The sequence below is a fragment of the Pseudophaeobacter arcticus DSM 23566 genome (assembly GCF_000473205.1).
In the GTDB taxonomy this organism is placed as follows: domain Bacteria; phylum Pseudomonadota; class Alphaproteobacteria; order Rhodobacterales; family Rhodobacteraceae; genus Pseudophaeobacter; species Pseudophaeobacter arcticus.
This window is the reverse complement of sequence record NZ_AXBF01000007.1, coordinates 19,668-43,391: the sequence shown is the minus strand read 5'-3', so window position 1 is coordinate 43,391 and position 23,724 is coordinate 19,668. Positions and strand designations below refer to the sequence as shown.

Genomic DNA, 23,724 nt, shown 5'->3' with positions numbered 1-23,724 from the left:
TATCGGCTCCGCTTGGTTTTGGGGCTGTTTGGAATTAGCTGAAGGCGCGGTAAAACATGACAATAGTAGACGCGGAAAAGAAACCGGCGGGTGCCAAACGCAGAAGGCTGCCCTTCTCCAGCATTGGTGCCAAGATTACCCTGATCCTGCTGGCGCTGGGGGCGGCTACGGCGGTGGGCGGTGTTCTGGTCACTCTGGTTTTTGGCGATGTCGGCAGCCAGATGCAGCAGCTGTCAGGGGACAAGCTGCCGCATCTTGAGATGAGCCGGAAACTGGGCGAGTCCGCCAGCAAAAGCAAAAACGCCATGACCCGGGTCCTGCTGTCGACAGATGAGGCTGAGCTGGCGAATGCCGAACAGTTGGTGGCGCAGGCGGCCGAAGCGCTGAACGCCAGTATCGCGGCCATGCCGGCTGGTGAACAAGAGGGGTTCAAGGTGGAGGCGGCGGATGCGGCAGCGACGTTGAAAAGCCTGGTCGCCGCCCGCCGAAGCGTCTTTCGCAATCAGGCCCGGATCGAAGCCCAGACCGCTGAACTGCAGGGCTACAGCGAGCTGCTGCAGGGCAAACTTCTGGTGGTTGCCGATGAGGCCTATCGCAATCTGCGCGCGGGCGGCGACGAGACCATCACCCAGGTGGACGGGGTGCTGAGCGATCTGGTGGAAAAACAGTTTGGTGGTTTGCAGACCCTGCTGGAGGCGCGCGGCGATATCAATTTGCTGTCCGGTGCGGCGCTGGCTCTGGGCCATGTGCGCGATGTCAAAACCCGCAAGGCGCTGGAGGTCATGGCCATCGACGCGCTGGCCCATCTGGAACCGATTCTGGATCAGCTGGAAGAGATTGGCCTGGATGCCTTTGGCGCCAGACGGGTGCGCGACGGGGTTGAGGTCTTCAGGAGCACCCTGAATGCCAGCCGCAAGGACCAGAAAGAAAACCGCAAGGTTGTGCTGAAGGCGCGCGAGACCAGCTCGGCGCCGCTGTCACGGGCGCTGGACAAGATGGTCTTTACCCTGTCGGTGGCCGCCAGCCAGGCCAGCGACAACAACAAGCAGGCGATCCAGGACCTGCTGGACAACCAGGTGGGGGTTCTGCAGGATCTGTTGCGGGTGACCGGCGCGATCAGCGCGTTCCAGCTGGCGGCTCTGGATGTTGTCGCCGCCTCGGATATCATTGCCGCCGAAGCCACCATTGCACCGATAGAACAGGCCGCCGCAGGGCTGACCGAGTTTCTGGACTTCAACGAAGGCAGTCTTGTCGGCGAACTGGAGGGGATGATTGCCCTGGCCGATCCCGAGCAGGGGCTGGCAGCCTTTAAGGTGGGCTCGCTGAAAGCCAATACCGCCGCCGCTGAGGCCTCGCATCATACCGCCGAGGTGGTGTTGAGCATTGCCCGTCATGCGGCTGATCTGGGCGCGGTCAGCCAGGTTGAAATTGCCGAAATGGCCAATGGGATCACCACCCGCATGGGGCTTGCGCAACAGCGCATGCAGATGTTGATGTTGGGGCTTGCCGGGGTGCTGGTGCTGGCGCTGGTGCTGACCCGGATTCTGGTCACCCGGCCGCTGGCCAGGATCAGCGAAACCACCGAATGTCTGGCCGAGGGCGATCTGAGCCCGGTGACGGGGTTTGACCGCGCCAGTGATGAAATCTACCGCATTGCCCGCGCCCTGTCGGTGTTCCGGGATGGGCTGGTGGAAAAGGCCGAGAACGAAAAAGCCGCCACGGCCGAGCGCCAGAAGCGGCAGGCCGATCAGACCGCAGCGGTAACCGCCATTGGCGAGGGTCTGGCGCAGCTGTCACGCGGTAATCTGACCATTCGCATCCACGATGACATGAGCCCCGGCTATGCCAAGCTGCGGGATGATTTCAACGCCGCCCTCGAAGGCCTGGAAGTCTCTGTCAGCAGCCTCAGCATGAGCGGCAAATCCATTGCCGGGGGCACCTCGGAAATCTCCGCCGCCTCGCGCGATCTGTCGGAACGCTCGGAACGCACCGCGCAGACGCTGGCCAGCACGGCGGCGGCGGTGAACCAGCTTTCGGTCTCGATCTCCCAGACGGCCACCGCATCCGGAGAGGCCTCGGCCTCGGTGGAGGTGGCGCGGCAGAATGCGGATGAAAGCCTGAATGTGGTGCGCCAGACCGTTGCGGCCATGGACAGTATCAAAGACAGTTCGGACAAGATTGCCAAGATCATCGGGATGATTGAAAACATTGCCAAACAGACCAACCTTCTGGCGCTGAATGCCGGTGTCGAGGCGGCGCGGGCCGGGGATGTGGGTAAGGGGTTTGCGGTGGTGGCCTCGGAGGTGCGCACCCTGGCGCATCGCTCCAAGGAAGCGGCCACGGAGATTGCCATCCTGGTGGCGGAAAGCGGCGAAAACGTCGAGCTGGGCGCCGATCTGGTGGCGCGCACCGGCGCGGTGATCGGGGAGATTTCCACCTCTGTGACCAGTGCGGCGGCCTTGATGCAGGATATTTCCCGGGCCTCATCGGAACAGTCCGGCAATCTGAAAGAGATCAATGCCTCGATGGGCAATCTGGACGATGCCACCGCCAAAAATGCCGCCCTGTTCGAGGAGGTGACCTCCTCCAGCATCGGGCTGTCGCAGGAGGCGCAGGCGATGGATGCGGCTCTGGGCGGGTTTCGCACTGGCGGCGGCGCGGAGCAGGCCAGCTGGGATCCGGCGGCGGCAGATCTGCGCCAGGCCAGTTGAGCGGGCCAGTTGAGCAGGCCAGTTGAATGGGCCAGTTGAGCAGGCCAGTTGAATGGGCCGATTGACCCGGCTGCTTGCATGGCCGGGTTGGACGGGAGCGAACTAGCTGGAGGGGGTGGACAGGTTGGACTGGCGCAGGGCGCGAAAGATCAGCATCAGGACCAGCATCAGGAAGAACAACCCAAACATATCGCCGATCAGATAGGCAATGTAATCCTGTGGGGCGCTGTCAAAGGCATAGTTGGTCACCAGCGAGGTCACCAGGGAGATCACCAGCCCGATGCCCATGATACAGAGCCAGCAGGGCCTGCGCTCGGGGGAGGGTCTGAGATCATGCCCCAGCAGACGCAGCACAAAGAAACAGGCCGCGGGCACGGTGACGGCACCGGCGATGGCTGCCAGGCGACTGGGGCTAAAGGCGCTGCAGCCAACCAGATAGAAAAACACAAAAACAACCCCCGGCAGCAGCGCCGGCACAGAGCGCCCCCCCAGCAGCCAGGCGGCCAGCACCCGCACCCCATGGGGGAGGAACAACAGGCTGGCCCGGCTGTCGAAACCGGGAAACAGGCTGTTTTGCATCGGCATCAGCACCTCAAAGGTGGCAAAAAAGGCTCCGAGATAGGCCAAAGACACAATGGCTGTCTCTTTTCCCAGGTCGCGTAGCTTCCCTGTGTGTGCTGTTGCCACTGCTGCCCTCGCGTATTGCTACCTAGGGTTATCTCGCCGGGATCTTAACAATATAATAACCACGAACAGAGTTTTTGCACTGTTCCAGGTAGCCTTTGACCTGCAGGGATTTCAGAGCCCGAAAAAACGTCGGACGCGAAACATTTGCCAGCAGCGCGTGCTCTTGCAACAGAGTGGTCTTGACGGCGCCGGCACTGGAGGTGTGATCGCTGGCCGCATAGTAGATATCGCGCTCAACAGTCGACAGATCCTGCAGCCCCATGGACTGTTCCATGTCCAAAAGCAATTTTCTCAACTCTGTCAGTTTGGAAATTTCGGGCATAGGCTCTCTGAGGTTCTGTGACTGCGGTTCTGCGACGATTAGGGCCGGGGCATGGGCGACTATTTTGCCGAGTGTTACACAAAAGTAAACAGAATTCCGAACACCCCGTATCATGTTGACACTTTTTAGGATCACACTGACACTTGCCCGTATCATATTGACACTTGAATGTGTTGGCTTAAACTTATCCGCAGTCCGACAGCTGTAAAGAACCGTGAGTGGTGGCGAGTCGACAAGCTCTTTTTAGCACCTAACCTTTTGCTGGCGCGGGGCCTTTGGGTCCCGCGTCTGTGCTTTCCCGCGCCAAAGCCCGCCCCGATTGGAACACTGGCCCCGGCTGGAGTACGGGCCTGCCGGAGACAACGGGCCTGCCGGATAAAATTGGCCTGGCGGGTAAAAAACTGGACCACATTGCCATCTGAGTGCATCCTGACCGGGGGAGGCTTGCCATCCTGGCTTGGAATGGTCTCTGCATTATCGTTTTAAATAGTATTATCAATTGATTAGTTGGGGGGATGGTCATGCCGCTGGACATGGAAGCCTTAAAAGAGCTGAAGCAGAAGATTAAACTGGCCCGCAACAAGGAGCTGAGTTTTGCGCTGGCTCTGGGCAAGAAGCCGGAAGACTGCGCCTTGATTATGCACAAGGAGCGGGGCGGTGATAAGCTGTTGCTGCAGGTCAAGAAAATCGACGGCGTGCAGCCGCAGAAATCCTGCTATGGCACCCTGACAGTGGATGGCCAGCTGGTGAAACTGACCTGCCGCAGTGATCCCCCGGCCGGCTTGGTGAAAAACTTCCGAATCTTCTTTCGCAGCAATAGCATTGCCATGAAGCTGGCGGTTCTGGCCCCCGGCGAGACGGAGTTCAAACTGGATCCGGAAGATGCGGCAGAGGCGGACTCACCGGCGGACTCCCCTGCCCCGCAGGCGGCTGGCGATACCGAGACGCAGAGCGCTGCCGCCGCTGCGCCCGCCTCCGATCCCGGGCTGAGCGAAGCAGAGACCCGGGCGCTGCAGGCGCGGATTGATGCTGTCAAAGACGCGCTTGGCGGGCTTGAAGGCGCCGTTCTGGACAAGATTGCCGAAGGACACAGACGGGCGCAGATGCTGCTGGTCGCGGGCGACGGCGCCAAGACCGCCGGGGCCAAGGCGGCAAAACTGCTGGATCAGCTGGAAAAGGCGCTGCAGCAGATCGCGCAGGCGGCAGCAAAACAAGCGGCGTCACAGGCCGGCAATCAGGCCAGTCAACAGGTCGGAAAACAGGCCCCTGAACAGGCTGGTCAACAGGCTGGTCAACAGGCAGGCGAAGAGAGCGGCGCGACGCCGGATCCGGGCGCGACGCCGGATCCACTAGAGGCGCGCTGGCAGGAGAGCTCTGCCAAGCTGGAACCGCATGTGCGCCGGGTGCTGGCTGCGGGCCATGGGGATGTGGCCAAAATTCAAACAATCTGGTCCTATGCCCAGGAAAAGGCCGCCGCCGGGAATTTTGCCGTGGCGCTCAAGGCCATTGGTCAGCTTGCCAGCCTGCTGTCGCAGGCGGCTGAGGCGGCCAAGGTTGCCAAGGCCGCCGAGGTGGCCTCCGGGGAGGACAACAGCCAGCTGCAGGCGGCCTGGGACGGGGTTCTGGCGCGTTATGCACCGGTTGTGGCTGCTTTGGCGGCGGCGCAGGATCCGCGGGCAACAAAGATTCAGACGGCCTGGGATATGGCCGTGGCGGCGGGTCAGGCCGGGGATTTTGACAAGGCCAATATGATTGTTGGCCGGCTGCGCCCGGTTCTGGACGCGGCCCCCGCTGCTGCAGCTGCCGCCCCTAAAGCTGCCGCGCCAGCCGCCGGCAGGACAGATCCTGTGGCCGGACCAGAAGCAGCACCAGAGGCTGCACCGGAGGCAGCACCAGAAGCCGGGCCGAAAAAAACCGCCGCCGCCGAACAGGGGGCCCCGCTGGCCGACAGCACCGATGATCCGGCAAAAAAGCAGGCGCTGCAAAATATCGACAAGGTGCGCGGGACCCTGCTGCGGGTTGAGGGGCTGATTGCCGCCTTTGGCGCGCCCTATCCCGGCGAGTGGAGCACCCTGGTGCAACAGGCCGGCGGGCTGCTCTCCCCGGCTGAGGAGAGCGCCGCAGAGGCGATCGAGAAGGCCGCCAAACAGGCCGATAGCCTGCTGGTCGATCTGGAACCCAAGGTCAAGCAGCTCACTCTGGACAAACAGACCTGGCAGCAGCAGCAGCCGCTGTTTTCCGCCCGCCTGGAGCCGATCAAGGCCCATGCCCTAAAAGCGGTCGATCCGGTCAAGAGCAAGCTCAAGGCGCTGGAGGATGAGATTGCCGCCGCCGAGGCTGATGCCGCCCGGTTTGACTTTCAGAAGGCGGCCAGCGGCATTGTCTCCTTCCTGGCGCGCGGTGACGCACTGGAGGCTCTGGCGGATGACTTTGCCCATTACCGGGCGATCCAGCAGGAACGTTCGGTACGGGTTCTCTCCATTCGCGGCAAGGTCTCGCCCCGGGCGCCGGTCCAGGCGGCAATTGATGCTGTGCTGACGGCCTATGATGACGGTGTGGCGCGGGCCGGGACCGAAGACTATGAGGCGGCGGTTCAGCTGATGAACAAGGTGCCGGCGCTGGACCAGAAGGTGGCGTTGATGCTGGACCGCGCCAAAAAGCTGGACGGGGATCCGGCGGCAGCTGGCTGGGTCCAGCAGCAGGGCCTGTTGCAGGCCATGCAGACCTATCTTACCTATTTTAATTCCTATCCGGCCAATGTGAAGGCGCTGCTGAGCACCGGCATTGCGCGCTGTCAGGCGGCGCTGACGGCCAATCAGCCCGGGGCGCAGCCGGATCTGGTGAAAGCGGCAGAGGCCCTGGAACTGGCCGAGCGCGAGGCCCGCGATCTGCGCAACCGGGGGGACAGGGCCAAGGCCTATGTGGCTCTGCGCGGGGTCTTTGATGCCAAGCTCGGGGATTTCAAGGCCCATGCCGGTCATCCGGGCATTGATGATGTGATCGCGCGGATGGAGGCGGATTCCGCCAGTGCAGCAACCTCCGCAGGCCAGCGTAAATTTGATGGCGCCGCCCGTATTCTGGCCGCCAGCCAGGCGGAGTGGCCCGCCTATAAGCAGCGCGCCGATGACTATCTGGCCTATAAGCCCAAGCGCGACGCGCTGGAGGCCCGGCTGGTCGCGCTGCGCAAGACCCCGCAGGCTGCTGCGGCTGTGGAGGAGCTGGCCTCCTGTGATCTCTACCTGCGTCAGGCTGCGACCCAGGGCGCGGCCCGCGATTACAAAAGCGCGCTGGACAGCGTCACCGCCGGGGATGCCGCCGCCGATGTGGCTCAGAGCCTGATCGAGATGCGCGCCGAGATGGCGGCGCTGAAAAAGGACGATGTGCTGGCGGCGGTGGATAAGGACGTGGTGGCGGCCTTCAAAAACTACGAGGCCCTGGCCAGCTATGTCGAGAGCAAGGATGACGGCACCTTTGCCAGCCTGCGCGCCGCAGCAGCGGCCGAGGCGCAAAAGGGCCGCACGGCATCCATGGGGGCCAGCCCCGATCTGGATCAGGTGCGGGCGCATCTGGGCGCTGCGATCAGCCAGCTTGAGGGGGTGCTGGAGCGGGTCGCCTGCAAGGCAAGTTTCACCAGTCAGCGCGCCGCCATCCGGCCCGCAGTCGAGACCGAATTGAAAGACGGCAGTGCCGCCAATGATGCCTGTCTGGCCAGTGATCTGCTGGCCATCACGGCGCTGCTGACAACCGCAGATGACGCGGTCAAGGCGCCGGGTCTGGATTTTGGCAGCGGTCTGGCAGCGGTCAATGAGGCGCAGGCGGCGGTGGCGGCCGCGCGCAAGAAACTGGCGCTTTATGCCGAGGCCAAGCTGCTTAAGGTCCAGCTTGGGGACGCCAAGCGCCGTCTTATTCGCAGCCGCGACAGGGCGCTGGGGTTTACCAATCCAATTGATGCCAAGGAAAGCCTGCAGATCGAGATCGACAAGGTGACCGGATTTGCCAGCGCCTTTGATACCAACTGGGCCGCAGGCAAACATGCGGCCAGCCTCACCAAGCTGAAGGCGGATGTGCAACGGGCCCAGGCCTATGAGGCCAGCCGCGCCGATTATGTCACCGCCATCAAGCGGCGCCAGCAGTGGATCTATGACGATGAGGTCAATATCGCAGGCGATCCGCTGCTGCAGAAAGAGCGGGACGAGATTGCCGCCGCCAAGGTAAAGATCGCCGCTTTGCTGCAGCAGCGGGCCTTCAAGGCCGCCGCCAAGGTGACCAATGACGATTCCTTTGCCATTGATCGCGGCAAGGCCCTTCTGGTGGCCCGCACCGCCTATGAGCTCAAGCGCCAGGCGGCGGAGGCCAAGGTCATCGAGGCGGAGACCGAATGTGCCAAGGTGGCGTCAAATGTGGCGCTCACCGCCCAGGCGGTTGGCCTGCGTCAGCGCTACAGCGCGGCCCATGGCACAACGGCGGTGCCGGCCCGTGCCTTTGATACGGCCGCCCCGGCGATGGACAGGCTGGTGGCTGACTGCCAGCCGGTGATTGACGCCGCCAAGACCTATCTGGTGTTTGAGACCGCCCGTGCCGAGGCCGAGACCAGGATCGCGGCGGTGAAGACGCCGGAAAACGAGCGGCTGATCGCGCCAATGATCGCCCGGCTGGAGGGCAAATATGCCAATGCGCTGGAGCTGGCCGCCAAGGGCAACATCGGCCAGGCCAAGGCGCTGGTGGATGTGCTGCCTCAGGACTGCATCGAGGCGCTGGCCGCGGCAAAAAACAACGCGGCTCTGACCGCGATTGGCGACGATCTGGCCGGGCTGGCGGAGGAGGATACTGCCGGGCTCACCACTGCGGTTGCGGCGCTGCGCGCGGTCTTTGATCGGCTCAGCGGTGAGGCGGAGGCACAGTATGCCGCCCAGCTTGGCGGCGCCAAATCCCAGGTCGAGGCCCTGGAGGCGCAGCTGAAAACAGAGCCAAATAAGGTAAAACAGGCGCTTCCTGCGGCGCTGACGGCCTGCGAAGAGCTGCAGCTGGAGATCAGCCATCACCAGCAGCTGAGCGAGCTGGCCAGCCGGGTGAGCAGCCGCATCGCCGACAAAACCGCGCCCTTTGTCAAATACAGCATCATCCAGGAGGATGCCGCGGCGCTGACGGCAGAGGTTGCCGCGGCGCTGAAAGCGGCCCGCGCCGGGGGCGATCTGGCTGCGGCCAGCGCGGCGATTGAGGCGGTGATGGACAAGCACCACGCGCTGCTGCTGATGGCCGCCCGTCATGATCAGCTGGTGCAGGACTGCGACGCGCTGGAGGCCGCGCATAAGACATTGCTGGGCAGCGCTCATCGCTATGTCATCCGCGAGGATCTGGAACAGCTGGCAGGCTATGTGGCCCAGGCCCGCCAGGCGGCCGAAGGGCGCGACCACGACAGTGGCGAAGCCCATGTGAAAACCGCCCAGGCCCTGGTGGTGGATGCCAGGGTCAAGGACAAGATGGCCGCCAACCAGCCGCCGGATACTGCCGAGATCAAGGCCATCATCGCCCGCCCCGGCGGCGATGCGCAGCTTGATGAGATGATCAAGGGGCTGGATGGCTCCGCGCAGCGGCGGGTGCTCAAGGTGGCCTTTGAGGCCAGATATGGCTGCAAGCTGAACCTGTACAGGGATGCCTCTGGCACGGATGCCGCAGGCAATGCCCGCGACATTCACGCGGCGGGCAATCTGGTGGCGGCGGATGCCAAGAAGGGCCCCAATATCCGCCGTCTCTATGAGGTGATGTCGATCTTGCCGCCGCAGGATACCCGCGACAACCGCTCCATGGCGATTGTCGGCTATGAGATGGTCGAGACGCAAAAGGGCTCGGTCTATTCTGGCGGCAACAAAGAGGTGCTGATGCGCGAGGGCAATGCCAATCTCAGCGATGCCTATGGCTTTGGCCGCCCCCATGAGGTGGGCGTGGTTGATGCCGACTGCGAACCGGCGGATCAGGAGCAGGTGGATTTCTTCTCCTGGAACACCCTGCATGAGGCCGGTCATGCGGTGGATGATCAGCGCAGCTTTATGACCGGGGTGGCAGGCGATGCCGCCTATGGCGGCTGGCAGGAACATGGCGGCAATGTCAAACCGGTGGCTGATGCCATTGCGGGGCATTATGATTTTGATGCCACCTATGTGGCGCAGTATATCAGCAATGCCGCCGCCGCTCCGGCGCTGCCGGACTGTCCGGGAAATGTGGACCCGGAGGTCTGGGAACAGCGCCGCCGCCAGGCCTGCGCCCATGTGGATATGGCGCGGGCGGGCAATAACCCCTGGGGCAGCGCCGCCATTGCCGGCAAGCTTAATATCGGCGGTCGGGTCTATCATGAAAGCTATGATACCGGTTCCTGGAACAGCTATGCCTTTGCCGCCCGAAAACAGGCCATTACCGGCTATCAATTCCGCGCGCCGGGGGAGTGGTTCTCAGAACTCTACGCCGCGTATCACAGCAAGAAACTGAAAGATCAGCATCCGGCTGTCCAATGGTTGGCAAAGCTGGTGTGAGGGGAAATTAACGATGTCACTTTTTGTTCCAATGACTTTGACCTGCCCTGAATGTGCAGAGGTTTTTACCTATGAGGCGGTGGGCAGCGTCAATGCCGACCGCCGCTCTGATCTGCGCGACGAGATCCTGGAGGGGCAGTTTCAGACGGTGCAGTGCAGCGCCTGCGCCCATGAATTTCGTCTGGAGCCGGATTTCAACTATCTTGATGTGGGCCGCGGCCAGTGGATTGCCGCCCTGCCCGCCCGCTGTTTGCGGGACCATCTGGAGATCGCAGCGGACAAACAGGCGGTGTTTGATCTGAGCTACGGGGCGCAGGCGCCGGCGGCGGCGCAAAGCGTTGGCCAGGGGTTGCAGCCGCGGCTGGTCTTTGGCTGGCCGGCTTTACGTGAAAAACTGGTGCTGCAGGAGATCGGCTTTGATGATGTGCTCTGGGAGGCGGCCAAGCTGGATCTGCTGCGCAGCCTGCCGGATGCGCCTCTGGCCGAGGGCGTGGATCTGCGCCTTCTGGGACTGCGCCAGGATATGTTGGAGCTGGCCTGGATCCGCTCTGATAGCGAGGAACATCTGAATGACTTTCAGGTCTCGCGCGCTCTTTATGATGACATTGCCGCAGCGCCCGCCCCCTGGGCCGCGGTGCAGGCGCTGTTGGGGGCCAGCATGTTTGTCGATATCCAAAAGCTGTTCATGGGGGAGGGCGCAGGAGAGGACGCGGCCTGACGCAGCGCCGGTTTTGCCCAGTCCTTTGGGCCTGTCATGAAGGTGTGGCCAACCTGCCTTGCCTGGGCGGCTGGTCAGCCCCGTTTTATGGGGCCTGTATTGTGAGGCCTGTTTTATGAGGCCTGTGTCATGAACCCTGGGTGATTTCCTGAATTGTCAGGTGCTGCCCCTGGCCCGGGAACAGCCGTTCGCTGGCGGCGCGCTCGGTCAGGGGGGGGCCGTCAAAATAGCCCTGCAGATAGTCGACGCCGCAGGCTTTCAGCAGCTGGCGGTGTTCGTCTGTCTCGGCGCCCTCGCCGGTGACCCGCATGCCCAGGGCATGGCCCAATTCGGCAATGGCACCAACAATGGCGCGGGTTTCTTCGGATTCCGGCAGTTTAGAGACAAAAGCCGCATCCACCTTGATCTTGTCGACCGGGAATTTCTGCAGATAGCTGAGCGAGGAATAGCCCATGCCAAAATCATCCAGCGCCACGGTGACCCCCAGTTCCTGCAGCGCCTGGATTTCGCGCAGGGCAGACTGGCCGCTGGCCAGCACCACGGTTTCGGTGATTTCAGCCTCGATCGCCTCGGCGGGGCAGTTGGTCTCATAGAGGCAGTCATTGACAAATTCATCCACCTGGGCGCCAAATAATTTAGGCGACAGGTTGACCGCCACCCGGCCCTGGAACCCGGCATCATGCCAGCGCGCAGCGGCGACAAAGGCCTGGGTCATCATCTGATAGGTGAGCTCGCGGATCAGCCCGCAGTCCTCGGCGATGGGAATGAATTCGGCTGGGGAAATTGTGCCCAGCTGGCGGTGGTGCCAGCGCGCCAGGGTTTCAAAGCCGATCACCTCGCCGGTGCCCAGATCGGTCTGCATCTGGAACACCGGCCGCAGGTCGCCCTGGGTCAAGGCCTGGCGCAGCTCGCTTTCCAGCAGGCTTTTGCGTTTGATTTCGGTTTCCAGATCCTCGTGGAAGATTTCGACCATGCCGCGGCCGCCCCGCTTGGCCTCATAGAGCGCCAGATCCGCCCGGCGGATGCCTTCCGAGGGCCTGGCCTGCGGTCCCGACAGGGTGGCGATGCCCGCTGACATGCCGGTATGCAGCACCTGGCCGCTGACCTCCTGGGGCTGGGCCATCTCTGCCACCAGACGGTTGGCGATATTGGTCATCCGGGTCAGGCTGTCGGCGCCCTTGACCAGAATGGAAAATTCGTCGCCGCCAAGCCGCGCCGCCATGACATAGGTGCTGGCGCAGGATTCAAACCGATGCGCCACCACCCGCAACAGCGCATCCCCCGCCGGATGGCCCAGGGTGTCGTTGATCTGTTTGAAATGGTCGAGATCGGCCAGCAGGATCGAAACCTCTTCGCCCTCCTGCTGCAGCCAGGTTGTCAGGGTTTGCTCCATCAGCCGCCGATTGGGCAGCCCGGTCAGGCTGTCATGTTCGGCCAGGAACCGGACCCGCTCGGCCTGGCGCGACTGATCCGAATGATCCGAGGCCAGCAGCATCGCGCCCAGATAATGCCCGTGCTCGTCCCGGATTGGCCCGCCGCGCACCAGAAGATTAAGCACATGGCCCGACAGGTTATGGGTGGTGGTGGCCTCAAAGGCAAAGCTCTCGTTGTGTTTGATATGGGCGCAGGCCTGCTCTGCCAGCTCTGGGGGCAACCAGGATTTCAGGTTCAGCTTCCGCCCAACCTGGGCATCGCCAAAGAACAGCTCGCCATTGGGGTTACACAGCACCACCTCGCCGGTTTCATCGGCCAAAAGCACCCCGTCACGGGTGGATTGCAGCGCCCGGCGGATGCGTTTGTGCTCGCGGCGCACGCTTTCGTCATCCTGGGCGCGCAGCTCGGCGACCTCGTTGGTCTTTTCGTGCAGCTGGTGCAGCGCCTGGGCCATCAGGCCTATTTCATCGCGGCGCTCCAATCCGGGGATGGTGCCGTCAAAGCTGTCGTTGCGCATGGCCGAAAGCGTCTGGATGATCGCCGCCACCGGCCGCGACAGGCGCGACAGGGCCAGACAGATGACAAGGGTGATGAGCACCAGCACACCGCTGGAGAGCGCCAGATGGCTGACGATAGCGGCGCGCATCGCTCCGGCAATGACAGAAACCGGCAGGATGATCTCCAGGTGTCCCAGATCACGGGGCTGACCGGAGCCGGTATAGGTGATGCGCTGACTGGCGTGCAGATCATTTGGTGCCGGGCTGTAGCCGAGGCTGCGCTCGCCAAAGATCTGAGCGCCGCTGGTGTCAAAGACCTGCACCTGCGCCACCCGGCCTTCGCGCAGGATATCCTGGATCAGATGTTGGATCTGAGCAGGCTCGTCATAGTGCATTGGCTGTGCCAGGCTGGCGGCGATAAACCGCAGCATCAGATCGCGCTCTTGCTCCAGAGCGGCCAAAAAGACCTCCCGATGATCCAGCACCTCATGCACAATGCTGAAACACTGGATCAGGAAAACCGGAACCACCATGCTCAGCAACAGGCGGGTGCGGAAAGATGTATTGGCAAAAAAATTCATTTCTTTGCGGATCCCTGTCTCTGGTTTGACCTGTCTCTGGTTTGACCTGATCCCGGTGCTTGGCGTGGTCGCGATGAGTGACCTCCCCTCTGGCTGTGCATCAGGGAGGGCCGCAGTCAGAACGCAGATGGCCCGGATGAAATGAGCCACCGTTGTCGTAACCTGCAGGCGGAGTGTGCCAACAGTTGGTTAAATGAGCGTATGGAACGATAAGAAAACCCGCCTCGGGGGGGTGGTTTTGCCGCTGAGAATGTAAAAATTGAGATAAAATATCAGGCATGGGCACAACTGACCCTGCCGCCTGAACTGCAGGTGCCGCGCCATTTTGCGGCCTCGGGTGGGCAAAGCCGGCTGTCGCTTTGCGGAGGTTCTGCGGACTGGGCCCGACTTGACCCAACTTGACCAGAGATGGCTATACATGGGGCTTTGAATGGCCTATACGCGGCCAATTGCTGCCGGGGCCCTGGCCTTTCGTGCGGCAGACCTGGTTTGGCCTCCGCCCCAATAGAAAAGCAGATCATCTTGAAACAGACATTAGCTCTGGCGCTTGAGCGCCGTGGATATTCCTCTTTGACCCCCGTACAGGAGGCGGTCTCTGACCCTGCCCTTGCCGGGGTCGACCTTCTGGTGTCCGCCCAGACCGGGTCGGGTAAGACCGTCGGCTTTGGCCTGGCCATTGCCGATACGATTTTGGGTGCAGAGGATAAATTTGCCCCCGCCGCCACGCCGCTGGCGCTGGTGATTGCCCCCACCCGCGAGCTGGCGATGCAGGTCAAACGCGAACTGGCCTGGCTGTACGGTGAGGCCGGCGCGGTGATGGCCTCCTGTGTGGGCGGCATGGATATGCGCGACGAGCGCCGGTCCCTGGATCGCGGCGCCCATATCGTGGTGGCCACTCCGGGACGTCTGCGTGACCATATCATGCGCGGCTCGATTGATTTGTCAGAGCTGCGCGCCGTGGTGCTGGACGAAGCCGATGAGATGCTGGATCTGGGCTTTCGCGAAGATCTGGAATTCATTCTGGGCGAAAGCCCCGACAGCCGCCAGACGCTGCTGTTTTCCGCCACCGTGCCGCCGGCCATTGCCGGCCTCGCCAAGAGCTATCAGCGCGATGCCCAGCGGATTTCTACCGTGGCGGAGAAAAGCCAGCACAGCGATATCGAATATCAGGCGATGTCCGTCGCGGCGCGCGACGATGAAAACGCTATTATCAATGTGTTGCGCTATTTTGAATCGCCCAATGCCATTGTGTTCTGCAACACCCGCGCCATGGTCAACCGGCTGCTGAGCCGCCTGTCCAACCGCGGCTTTTCGGTGGTTGCCCTCTCGGGTGAACTGTCCCAGGCCGAGCGCTCTCATGCGCTGCAGGCGATGCGCGATGGGCGCGCCCGGGTCTGTGTGGCGACGGATGTGGCGGCGCGCGGTATTGACCTGCCGAACCTGGATCTGGTGGTGCATGCCGAGCTGCCCAACAGCCACGAGACCCTGTTGCACCGCTCGGGCCGGACCGGTCGGGCCGGACGCAAGGGCGTCAGCGCCCTGGTGGTGCCACCAAAATCCACCCGCAAGGCCGAACGCCTGCTGAAGATGGCCAAGCTCACCGCAACCTGGGATAATGCGCCCTCGGCGGAGATGATCAAGGCGCGCGACGGCGAGCGCATGCTGGCTGATCCCGCCTGGAGCGAGGTGCCTGCCGCCAGCGAAGAAGCGATGGTTGCCAAGCTGGTCGAGGAATTCTCGCCGCAGCAGTTGGCCGCGGCCTATCTGCGGCTGTGGAATGCCGGCCGTTCGGCGCCGGAAGAGCTGTCGGCGGCCAATGCCAAGCCCGAGCCACGCGCGCCCTTTGGCCCCAGCGTCTGGTTCTCGCTGGACACCGGCCGCGACAAGGGCGCCGACCCGCGCCGCCTGCTGCCGATGCTGTGCCGCGCTGGTGACATCACCAAAAGCGATATTGGTGCGATTCGTATTCAGCAAGACGAGAGCTTTGCCGAGATCCGGGAGGCCCAGGTCGCGGGCTTCCTGAACTCCATGGGCACCGATATGGTGCTGGATGACGGCACCAAGGTAACCCGTCTGGCCACCCCGCCCAATCTCCCCGCCGGCCGCCCCGCAGGTCGTCCCTCTGGTCCAGCCAAATCCGGTGGCCCCCGTAAAGGTGGCGACTATGAGGGCAAACGCCCGCAGCGCAGCGCCGATGAGGGCTACAAAGGCAAGCGCGAGAGCGGCCCCCGCGAGGGCGGCTACAGGGATAAAAAACCCTATGGCGGCGAGCGCTCTGGTGGCGACCGGTTTGAGCGCCCGGAACGTAAAGACCGCGCAGAGCGCCCTCGTCACAAATCCGAAGCTCCCCGCGAACCAAACGCGGTGGTGAGCGAAGTCAGCCCCCGCAGCAAGCCTGCTGGTAAACCTGCAGCAAAAACCGAGAGCAAGCCAAGCTATCGCGCTGGTGCTGGCGACCCGGGCAAAAGCTGGCGCAAAGAGGGCGCGGGCAAACCCGGTGCAAAACGCAGTGGCCCCAAAGGCCCACCGCCGCCAAAGGGCAAGGCCAGCAGCAAAAAGAACCGTGCACGCGTGGCCGAATCCAAAGCCACCAAAGGCGGCACTGCCAAGCCGCGCCGCCCCAAAGGTTGAAAAAAAATAGATGACGTAAAACCGCCGCCGGGGACCTCTCCCGGCGGCGGTTTTATTTGGCTTGGCAAAAATGAGGGGGCTTTGCCCCCGGCCCTTTGGGCCTCCCCCAGGATATTTGGGGCCAAATGAAGAGGGAAGGTCCTCTTTATAATTTCATTTGGCTAAAAATATCCTGGGGGTGAGCGTCTTGACGCGAGGGGGCAAAGCCCCCTGTCTTCCAAGAGTGGTCATTGCGCGATCGGGGTTAGCCAACGACGGCCTCGATCGCGCTGGCGACCTCGGCGACGGTAGCGTTCAGCAAGGCTGAATCCTCACATTCGGCCATCACCCGGATCAGCGGCTCGGTGCCGGATTTGCGGATCAAGAGGCGGCCCTTGCCCGCCAGTGCGGCCTCGGCGCTGCGGATCGCCGCCTGCACCGCCGGGTTGTCCAGCGGGGTCTGGCCGACAGTGAAGCGCATGTTTTGCAGCAGCTGCGGCACCGGGGTGAACTGGTTGAGCAGCTCTGAGGCGGGTTTGCCGGTCTCGACCATGGCGGCGAGCATATGCAGCCCGGCCATCAGCCCGTCGCCGGTGGTGGCGTGATCGCTCATCACGATATGGCCGGACTGTTCACCGCCCAGGTTAAAGCCACCGGCCCGCATCCGCTCCACCACGTAGCGGTCGCCAACAGCGGTGCGTTCCAGCCGCAGCCCCTGGTCTGCGAGGTGACGTTCGAGACCGAGGTTGGACATCACCGTGGCGACCAGGGCATTGCCTGTCAGGGTTCCGGTCCTGGCCCAGCGACCTGCCAGCAGGGCCATCAGCTGATCGCCATCGGCCAGGGTGCCGGTCTCATCGATCATGATCACCCGATCGGCGTCGCCATCCAGGCAGATGCCGACATCGGCACCATGGGCCACCACGGCTTCGGCGGCGGTCTGTGGCTGGGTCGAGCCGCAGCCGAGATTGATATTTTTGCCATTGGGGGCAACCCCCAGCGGCACCACCTCGGCGCCCAGCTCCCAGAGCACTTCGGGCGCGGTTCGGTGGGCCGCCCCATTGGCGCAGTCCAGGACCACCTTTAAACCATCCAGGCGAATGCCCCGTGGCAGCGAGGATTTCACCCGTTCACCATAGCGAAAACGGGCGTCATCAATACGCTTGGCATGGCCGATATTCTGCGCCTGCGCAGGGGTCACACCTTCCTCGAGCAGGGCTTCGATTTCCAGCTCGGCCTGATCCGACAGCTTGAAGCCGTCGGGGCCAAAAAACTTGATGCCATTGTCTTCGGCCGGGTTGTGGCTGGCAGAGATCATCACCCCCAGGTCGGCGCGCATGGAGCGGGTCATCAGGCCCACGGCGGGGGTTGGCACCGGTCCCAGCAAGAGCACGTTCATACCTGTTGAGGTCAGCCCCGCTGTCAGCGCGTTTTCAAACATATAGCCCGAGAGCCGGGTATCCTTGCCGATCACCACCCGGTGGACGCCACCGGCCTCGCGGCGAAAATACCGCCCCACGGCGGCGCCGATGCGCAGCGCCATATCGGCGGTCATTGGATGGATATTGGCGGTGCCCCGGACGCCGTCAGTTCCAAATAATTTGCGCATTTAAATATGTCCCATAAGTGTTCAATCGCATTGGCCAGTGTCACCGCCGCCAGGTCCAAAGCCCTTGCCTGTAGCATAAAGCAGGAGACGGGCAGCGCCAGAGCTGTACCTGTCGTCAGCGGCGCGCCGGCGAGATCCCGCATGTTTCAGGGCCCAAGCGGCTGACGCTTCTGGGCCGCAGTTTGCAAGAGGCTGTCCTCTCCTGTGTGACGCTGACAGAAGACAGCAAAAGGCGGACCTGCAAGAGGCCCGCCTTTTGAATATCTCGACCCAAACCAAAGCCCCGGTTCCAGACCTTTGAGGGGTCACTGGGCGGGAGCGCAGTCAGATCCGGAAACCGCCAGAGTTACTTGCTGATTGCAGTTGTGGTGGTGGTTGTACCGGTGGTGCCGTCTTCGTTGGTGATGGCAATGGTGATCACGGCAACGCCAATGGCTGCAGCACCGGCAGTACCGCCGGCGATACCTGTGCCAAACCCGCCGCCTGCGCCTGCGGCATTGGTAACAGTCGGGTCAATTGCGGTGGTATCATCGGTGTCCACTGCAAAGGCGGCTGTGGTGGTTGCTGCGGTCAAAAGCAGGGCTGCAAGAATCTCTTTCATAATCCAAATCTCCTTTGGAATTTTAGTTGTGGCCACTCTATGCGGGCTGGAGTCCAATTTCAACGCAAGGCATAGTCGTGAAGTGCTTGACGAATAGTTTTTAAGCGAAAATTAGCGTGAAAATTCTCACTCTGTGGCACAAACGCCTAGTTCGAGAGGTCACGAATGCGCAGATACCCGATCTCCGGGCCGGCCCATTGCCGTGACTTCCAGACCTTTTGATTTTGGGAATCAACCCAGTAGTCATTCAGGACCACGGTTCTGCGCCCGCTTTGCACCGGGCCTTCGCAGTGTTCCTGCAGATGTCGGGTATTGTAGAACCGGGCGTAGATTTCCAGCGGCTCGGGCCCCAGGTCGGTGATCTCGCAGGCCAGGGTGACAGCCCGTTCCTGGTTGTTGCCACTGCGCAGATAATAGCGTCGCTGGCCGCCATGGGCCGGTCCGGCAATGCCGTTTTGCACCGGTACGCTGGCGGAGATCAGATTGCCGCCCAGACCGCGGGTGGCGATCAACATGCCATTGCGAAAGCTCAGGGCGCTGTTGTCGGCGGCGCTCCAGGTGGTGATCTCACCGGGCAGATCATCCTGCCGGGTCAGCACCAGCCCCAGATAGCCGGTCAGGCCGGGTTTTTCCACATGGATTTCCAGGTGAGGCTGCTGGAATTGCTCGATAAAGGCCCGGTTGATCTGCAGCGGCGCGGGATCGCCGGCCCGGCGTTCCGCAACCAGGGCCCGGATGGCGCGGCCTAGCTCAATCGCACCGCTGGCCTCGTCGGGGCCTCTGCTGCAGCCGGCCAGGGTGGTCAGGATCATCAGCGTCAGGGGGATCAGGGCGGCGCGCAGATGCAGGCCTGTGCGGGAGAGGGCCGGAGTCATTCCCAGAACCTCACGTGTTGATCGTTCAGGCGGATCTGATGGGCCTCGCGGATGGAGCCATAGAGCCGTCCCGGCACCGCCACCCGCTGGCCACCATCCCGCTGGGTGGGGCGAATGGTCAGACCAAAGCCGCGGCGGTTGGGCTTGCCCAGCATCCAGGCCAGCGGAATGCGAAAGCGAAAGCCTTTGTCAAAGGAGCCTTCGCCAAACTCTGCGGCGGAGACATCGGTGAGGGTAAAGAAGGCCCCCACCATCCAGCCATTGTTGAACACCCGGTCCAGGCTGAAGGTGCCGCCATAATCCCCGGCCAGATAGCGCCCGGCATCCAGTTGCAGCTGATAGTTGCTGCCCAATTCGTAATAGAGCGAGGCATGGCCGGTAAAGGTCTTGTAGTCGCGAAAGGACAGGCGCTGGTCATAGTCCCGCTGGACCACGTAGTTGGCCTCGACCCCCAGGGCCAGCGGGCTGTTCACCGGCTTCCACAAGACCTCTCCGGAAACGCCGCCAAACATGGACTCAAAGATCCCTGCGCTGGCGCGGGCATAGAGATCCCGGCCGGGTTTCCAGTGGCGGGTCACATAGAGATTTTCCAGGGTGGTGCCATATTGCGCATATTGCGAAATATCGGTGCGCACATGGGGCAGCACCGAGTTTGACGCGCGGCTGTTGCTGATATTGCCCGCCAGGCGCTGGCGCAGGGCGCCGCCAATCAACCAGCCGGGCGCCGGGGCATAGCTGGCGGTCAGATCGAGGCCGGCATCAATCCGAAAGGGCCGCGCCGGGTCAAAATAGGAGGGTTTGGTATAGGGGGAAAAATTGCTGGAAAACGCCGGGTAAAGCTCATTTGAAAACACCGCATCCTCGGCCAGGGGGCGGGCTGCGGTTATGCCGGTCACCGCATTGATGCCCGCGCTGGACTGGGCGGCAAATTCCTGCGCCTCAAGATCCGAGCGGCGGATGATCACCGTCGACAAGCCAAGGCCGTTGCGCACCGGGGTGATGCGGAAGGTCTCAACCGAGGCCGGCAGGGTTGCGGTCATGATCCGGGCCACCCGGCCCACCGCCTGCATATCCGACTGATAACGCGGGTTGCGATAGCGCAGCTCCACCTCGGTGGCGTCAAAGGTGATCGCCTCGAGGATCAGCCCGTCCTTTTTCAGCGCCTCGGCCACCTGATCGCGAAACACCGTGGTCTGCTGGGTGCTGGCGGGCCAGTTCTGGTTCCAGTTGGCCTCCGTGCGGGCCCAGTGGCTGCGCGGAATGATCGGCTGCGCGGCGGGCACCACCATCGCGGTCATCGGCTGTCTGGGGTTGAGCTGGAACTGGGCGCTAAAGCCAATTTCCGACCCATAGAGGTAATAGGCGCCCAGGCGGGTGCGGTCGCTGTATTGATATTCGACGCCAAAGTTCAGCGAGGATTTGCGCTCAAAGACATTCGAGGTCTGGGTCTCGGTCCGATAGGCATCGGTGGAATATTCCGCCTTCAGGCTGAGGCGCTCATTGGGCTGCCACTCAATGCCGCCAAAGGGGGCGAAATCGCCGCGAAACCACTGGTCATAAGATAGCGAACCGCCGGTGCCGCCGCCGACAAAACTGGGACGCACCCCGCCAATATTGCCAATGGCGCCATAAGAACCCAGCCGCCCCCAGCCCAGACCGGCGGAGATCTTCAGCTGGCCCGCGCCGCTGCGGCGCGACAGCGCCGGGGTCTGAAAGCGTTTGGTGGCGACAAAATATTCCGCCGCATAGACGCCTGTGCCGGCAAAATCCTGCAGCCCCATGGTCACCTCGGGCAGGTATTTGCCCTCGCGCCAGAGCCGGGCGCGCACATCAAAGCCCCGGTCATAATAGGTTGAAAAGCCAAAAAGATTCAGATTGCGGATGCCATTGTAGCGAAAGCTGGCCGAGAGCCAGGGCAGCGCCTGAAAGGTGATGTTGTAGCGGCTCTGGCCGCCAAAGAAAGAATAGCTCACCGCATAGGTGCCATCTGGCAGCATCTCAGCAGAGGGCGTGTCGATCAGGCCCGGGGTGCCATAGAAATTCAGCGCGGGCGGCGGCAGCGGCTTGAACCGCGGCGCGGCTTCGAGGCTGCCGGGTTCGGGGTCTTGCACGGTACGGGTGATATCGGGACCCCAGGCCAGGGTTGCACCGGCTGCAAAAAGCAAACTGGCCACAAAGACCAGAACAGCAGCGCTGATCAGGGCGATCCTGAACGGAAGAGAAGAGCTGCGGGTCACGGAATTGAAACTGCCTTTGCCGGTCGGGTGATACACCTGTCGCATTTTCTACGAGTGTTGCAGCGGTTAGAACACAGATCCCCCCTGGGGATCAACGCGGGCGCACCGCCTTGGCGGCTTTGCCTCAGGAAGTTTTCCGGTCTGTGTCCTGATGGCCATAGCCCTCGACCCAGCGGTGCAGCAGCTGCCGCGCTGCCGGCTCGTCGCCGGCCGCCACCGCGGTGCGCAGGCCCCGCATAAAGGTGGCCACTTCGATCTCCGACAGGGTGGCCTCGCGGGCGCAGAAAATTTTGGCGTGCCGGGTGGTGATCAGCTCCTCCGTCAGGGTGAGCTCCTCTTCCAGTTTTTCGCCGGGGCGCAGGCCAATGATCTCAACTTCGATTTCGCCCTCGGGGTTCTCCGCGTCGCGCAGGGAGTAGCCGGCGCTTTCGATCACCTGGCGCGCCAGCTGCAGGATCGACACCGGCTCTCCCATGTCGAGCACAAAGACCTCACCACCCAGAGCTTCGGCGCCGGCCTGCAGTACCAGCTGCACCGCCTCGGAGATGGTCATGAAATAGCGTTTCACCCTTGGATCGGTCACCGTCACCGGCCCGCCCCGGCTGATTTGCTCCTGAAACAGTGGCACCACGGAGCCGGAAGAGCCCAGCACATTGCCAAAGCGCACCATGGTGAAGATGGTGGCGCTGTTGCGCTGCGCCAGATCCTGCAACAACAGCTCGGCCATGCGTTTGGAGGCGCCCATCACATTGGTCGGGCGCACCGCCTTGTCCGAGGAAATCAGGATAAAACGCTCCACCCCGGCCTGCGCCGAAGCCTGGGCCAGATTCTGGGTGCCAAAGACATTATTGGCCAGCCCCGGCAGCGGATTGGCCTCAACCAGGGGGACGTGTTTATAGGCGGCAGCATGCAGCACCACCTGCACCCCATGGGTTCCCAGGACGCGGCGGACCTGGCGCGGATCGGTGACCGATCCCAGAACCGGCACCAGTGTAACGCCGCTCTCCTGCGCCAGCTCTGCCAGTTCCTGGTGCACAGTATAGAGCGCCAGCTCGCTGAGCTCAAAAAGGATCAGCTTGGTTGGACGGCACAGCAGCACCTGGCGGCAGAGTTCGGATCCGATGGAGCCACCGGCGCCGGAAATCAGCACCACCCGGTCGGCATAGGAGCTGCTGGCCTCGGACATTGGCAGGCTGCGGGTTTGGCGGCCGAGGAATTTCTGTGGCGGCACCAGGGTCAGCTTGTCGACCAGGGCCTCTTCGCCAATCAGCTGGGCAAAGGAGGGCAGCGCCTGCACCTCCAGCCCGAGACGCTGCAGCCGCCGGATGACCTGCGCCTGTTTCGGCTGGCTTTGCGACGGCATGGCCAGCAGCACCCGGTTGATCTGACGGCTGGCCACCAGGTCCTGAATGCGGGCGGGGGCAAAGACCTGCAGCCCCACCAGGGTCATCCCCTGCAGCGAGCTGTTGTCATCGACAAAGGCCACGGGATCAATGCCATCATGGGATTTCAGCGCCTGGGCCAGCTGGGTGCCGGTGGTGCCGGCGCCATAGATCAGCACCCTGCAGCGCGGCGTTGCGCGGCGGTAGATCATCAGCACGATCTGGTGCAGCAGGGCCCGTGTGCCCATCATGAACAGCACCAGGCTGGTGGCAAAAATCACATAAGTCCCAAGCGAGAACGCGGGGCCAAACAGCAGGGTCAGCAGCGCCAGGGCGCTGGCGGTCAGCCCGGCCACCGCAGCCGTCAACCCCACGGCGTGGCGCTCATAGGCGTTGAGCTGGACCATGGGCAGGCCCAGCCAGATCGAGGCCAGAGCCATGACGGCCATCACATAGGGCAGCACCGGCAGCAGCGCCACCAGGCTCTGCACTGCCGCGACGGGCGGCGGCTGCATGATCAGGGTAAAGAGCAGCGCCAGCGGTATCAGAGCCAGGTCAACCGCCAGAAAGACATAGGATTTCTGCTTGCGCGAGAGCGCACTAATCAAATCTAACATCCCCGGACTGCCCAATTTTTTGGCCTCTCATACCGCTGCGCGCGGTTTACTGACATTTGTGTAAGGGAGCCAGAGCCTCTTTTGAGACTCGGAGCCATTTTTAACTGGGTCCTTTTTGTTTAAAGTGAGTCCTTTTTTACAACCGCCCCCCTTTTGCAACCATCCCCTTTTACAACCATTCCCCTATATTGACGGGTTTGCCAGTAAATAGAGGGCGTTTGAATTCAGGCCCGTTTCACAGATCCGTTTCGCAGGGTAAATTCAGGGGCGTGGCCGGTTTGCAAAACGGGCTGGTCGCTGAACGGGCCGGTCTTTG

The 23,724-nt window shown here is 62.6% G+C and carries 12 protein-coding genes; 4 read left to right on the top strand and 8 right to left on the bottom strand.

The window, feature by feature from the left end; genetic code table 11:
* The first annotated feature begins 56 nt into the window (after window positions 1–56).
* Window positions 57–2,711, top strand: coding sequence for a methyl-accepting chemotaxis protein (locus tag ARCT_RS0103660; protein WP_027238866.1), 2,655 nt, complete (start codon window positions 57–59; stop codon window positions 2,709–2,711).
* Between the two features lie 102 nt (window positions 2,712–2,813).
* On the opposite strand, the gene ARCT_RS0103655 is transcribed toward ARCT_RS0103660, so the two are convergent.
* Both ARCT_RS0103655 and ARCT_RS0103650 read right to left on the bottom strand, forming a co-directional pair.
* Entirely contained in the window at window positions 2,814–3,344 is a 531-nt protein-coding gene (locus ARCT_RS0103655; protein WP_240476231.1) for a hypothetical protein, read from the bottom strand.
* 82 nt (window positions 3,345–3,426) lie between these two features.
* The gene (locus ARCT_RS0103650) at window positions 3,427–3,672 is read right to left on the bottom strand and encodes a hypothetical protein (RefSeq protein ID WP_240476230.1); all 246 of its coding nucleotides are present in this window, start codon (window positions 3,670–3,672) and stop codon (window positions 3,427–3,429) included.
* 569 nt (window positions 3,673–4,241) lie between these two features.
* Here ARCT_RS0103650 and ARCT_RS0103640 point away from each other — a divergent pair.
* Together ARCT_RS0103640 and ARCT_RS0103635 are read left to right on the top strand one after the other, a co-directional pair.
* The gene (locus ARCT_RS0103640) at window positions 4,242–10,247 is read left to right on the top strand and encodes a hypothetical protein (protein WP_027238863.1); all 6,006 of its coding nucleotides are present in this window, start codon (window positions 4,242–4,244) and stop codon (window positions 10,245–10,247) included.
* A gap of 13 nt (window positions 10,248–10,260) precedes the next feature.
* Window positions 10,261–10,965: a CpXC domain-containing protein gene (locus ARCT_RS0103635; RefSeq protein WP_240476228.1), complete on the top strand. Its 705-nt coding sequence runs from the start codon at window positions 10,261–10,263 to the stop codon at window positions 10,963–10,965.
* Between the two features lie 127 nt (window positions 10,966–11,092).
* Here ARCT_RS0103635 and ARCT_RS26925 read toward each other — a convergent pair whose 3' ends face one another.
* The gene (locus ARCT_RS26925; protein ID WP_051360516.1) at window positions 11,093–13,477 is read right to left on the bottom strand and encodes a putative bifunctional diguanylate cyclase/phosphodiesterase; all 2,385 of its coding nucleotides are present in this window, start codon (window positions 13,475–13,477) and stop codon (window positions 11,093–11,095) included.
* Window positions 13,478–13,999: 522 nt separating this feature from the next.
* On the opposite strand from ARCT_RS26925, the gene ARCT_RS0103625 reads away from it, so the two are divergent.
* Window positions 14,000–16,108 carry a DEAD/DEAH box helicase gene (locus ARCT_RS0103625; protein ID WP_027238861.1) on the top strand — a complete coding sequence of 703 codons (2,109 nt, stop codon included), beginning with the start codon at window positions 14,000–14,002 and terminating at the stop codon, window positions 16,106–16,108.
* A gap of 244 nt (window positions 16,109–16,352) precedes the next feature.
* On the opposite strand, the gene glmM is transcribed toward ARCT_RS0103625, so the two are convergent.
* The 5 genes from glmM to ARCT_RS0103600 form a co-directional block, all read right to left on the bottom strand.
* Window positions 16,353–17,696, bottom strand: a complete 1,344-nt coding sequence (gene glmM, locus ARCT_RS0103620) for a phosphoglucosamine mutase (RefSeq protein ID WP_027238860.1) — start codon at window positions 17,694–17,696, stop codon at window positions 16,353–16,355.
* A gap of 346 nt (window positions 17,697–18,042) precedes the next feature.
* Window positions 18,043–18,297, bottom strand: coding sequence for a hypothetical protein (locus ARCT_RS0103615; protein WP_051360515.1), 255 nt, complete (start codon window positions 18,295–18,297; stop codon window positions 18,043–18,045).
* A gap of 146 nt (window positions 18,298–18,443) precedes the next feature.
* Window positions 18,444–19,172: a YjbF family lipoprotein gene (locus ARCT_RS0103610; RefSeq protein ID WP_051360514.1), complete on the bottom strand. Its 729-nt coding sequence runs from the start codon at window positions 19,170–19,172 to the stop codon at window positions 18,444–18,446.
* The gene (locus ARCT_RS0103605; protein ID WP_240476226.1) at window positions 19,169–21,409 is read right to left on the bottom strand and encodes a YjbH domain-containing protein; all 2,241 of its coding nucleotides are present in this window, start codon (window positions 21,407–21,409) and stop codon (window positions 19,169–19,171) included. The genes ARCT_RS0103610 and ARCT_RS0103605 overlap by 4 nt, the downstream gene beginning before the upstream one ends.
* Window positions 21,410–21,533: 124 nt before the next feature.
* The gene (locus ARCT_RS0103600) at window positions 21,534–23,408 is read right to left on the bottom strand and encodes a polysaccharide biosynthesis protein (protein ID WP_027238856.1); all 1,875 of its coding nucleotides are present in this window, start codon (window positions 23,406–23,408) and stop codon (window positions 21,534–21,536) included.
* Window positions 23,409–23,724: the final 316 nt, after the last annotated feature.

Excerpts from the sequence above, each read along its gene's own strand:
- ARCT_RS0103660 (WP_027238866.1), top strand. The coding sequence starts at position 57 with ATGACAATAGTAGACGCGGAAAAGAAACCGGCGGGTGCCAAACGCAGA.
- ARCT_RS0103615 (WP_051360515.1), bottom strand. The coding sequence starts at position 18,297 with ATGAAAGAGATTCTTGCAGCCCTGCTTTTGACCGCAGCAACCACCACA.
- ARCT_RS0103610 (WP_051360514.1), bottom strand. The coding sequence starts at position 19,172 with ATGACTCCGGCCCTCTCCCGCACAGGCCTGCATCTGCGCGCCGCCCTG.
- ARCT_RS0103640 (WP_027238863.1), top strand. The coding sequence starts at position 4,242 with ATGCCGCTGGACATGGAAGCCTTAAAAGAGCTGAAGCAGAAGATTAAA.
- ARCT_RS26925 (WP_051360516.1), bottom strand. The coding sequence starts at position 13,477 with ATGAATTTTTTTGCCAATACATCTTTCCGCACCCGCCTGTTGCTGAGC.
- ARCT_RS0103600 (WP_027238856.1), bottom strand. The coding sequence starts at position 23,408 with ATGTTAGATTTGATTAGTGCGCTCTCGCGCAAGCAGAAATCCTATGTC.
- glmM (WP_027238860.1), bottom strand. The coding sequence starts at position 17,696 with ATGCGCAAATTATTTGGAACTGACGGCGTCCGGGGCACCGCCAATATC.
- ARCT_RS0103635 (WP_240476228.1), top strand. The coding sequence starts at position 10,261 with ATGTCACTTTTTGTTCCAATGACTTTGACCTGCCCTGAATGTGCAGAG.
- ARCT_RS0103650 (WP_240476230.1), bottom strand. The coding sequence starts at position 3,672 with ATGGAACAGTCCATGGGGCTGCAGGATCTGTCGACTGTTGAGCGCGAT.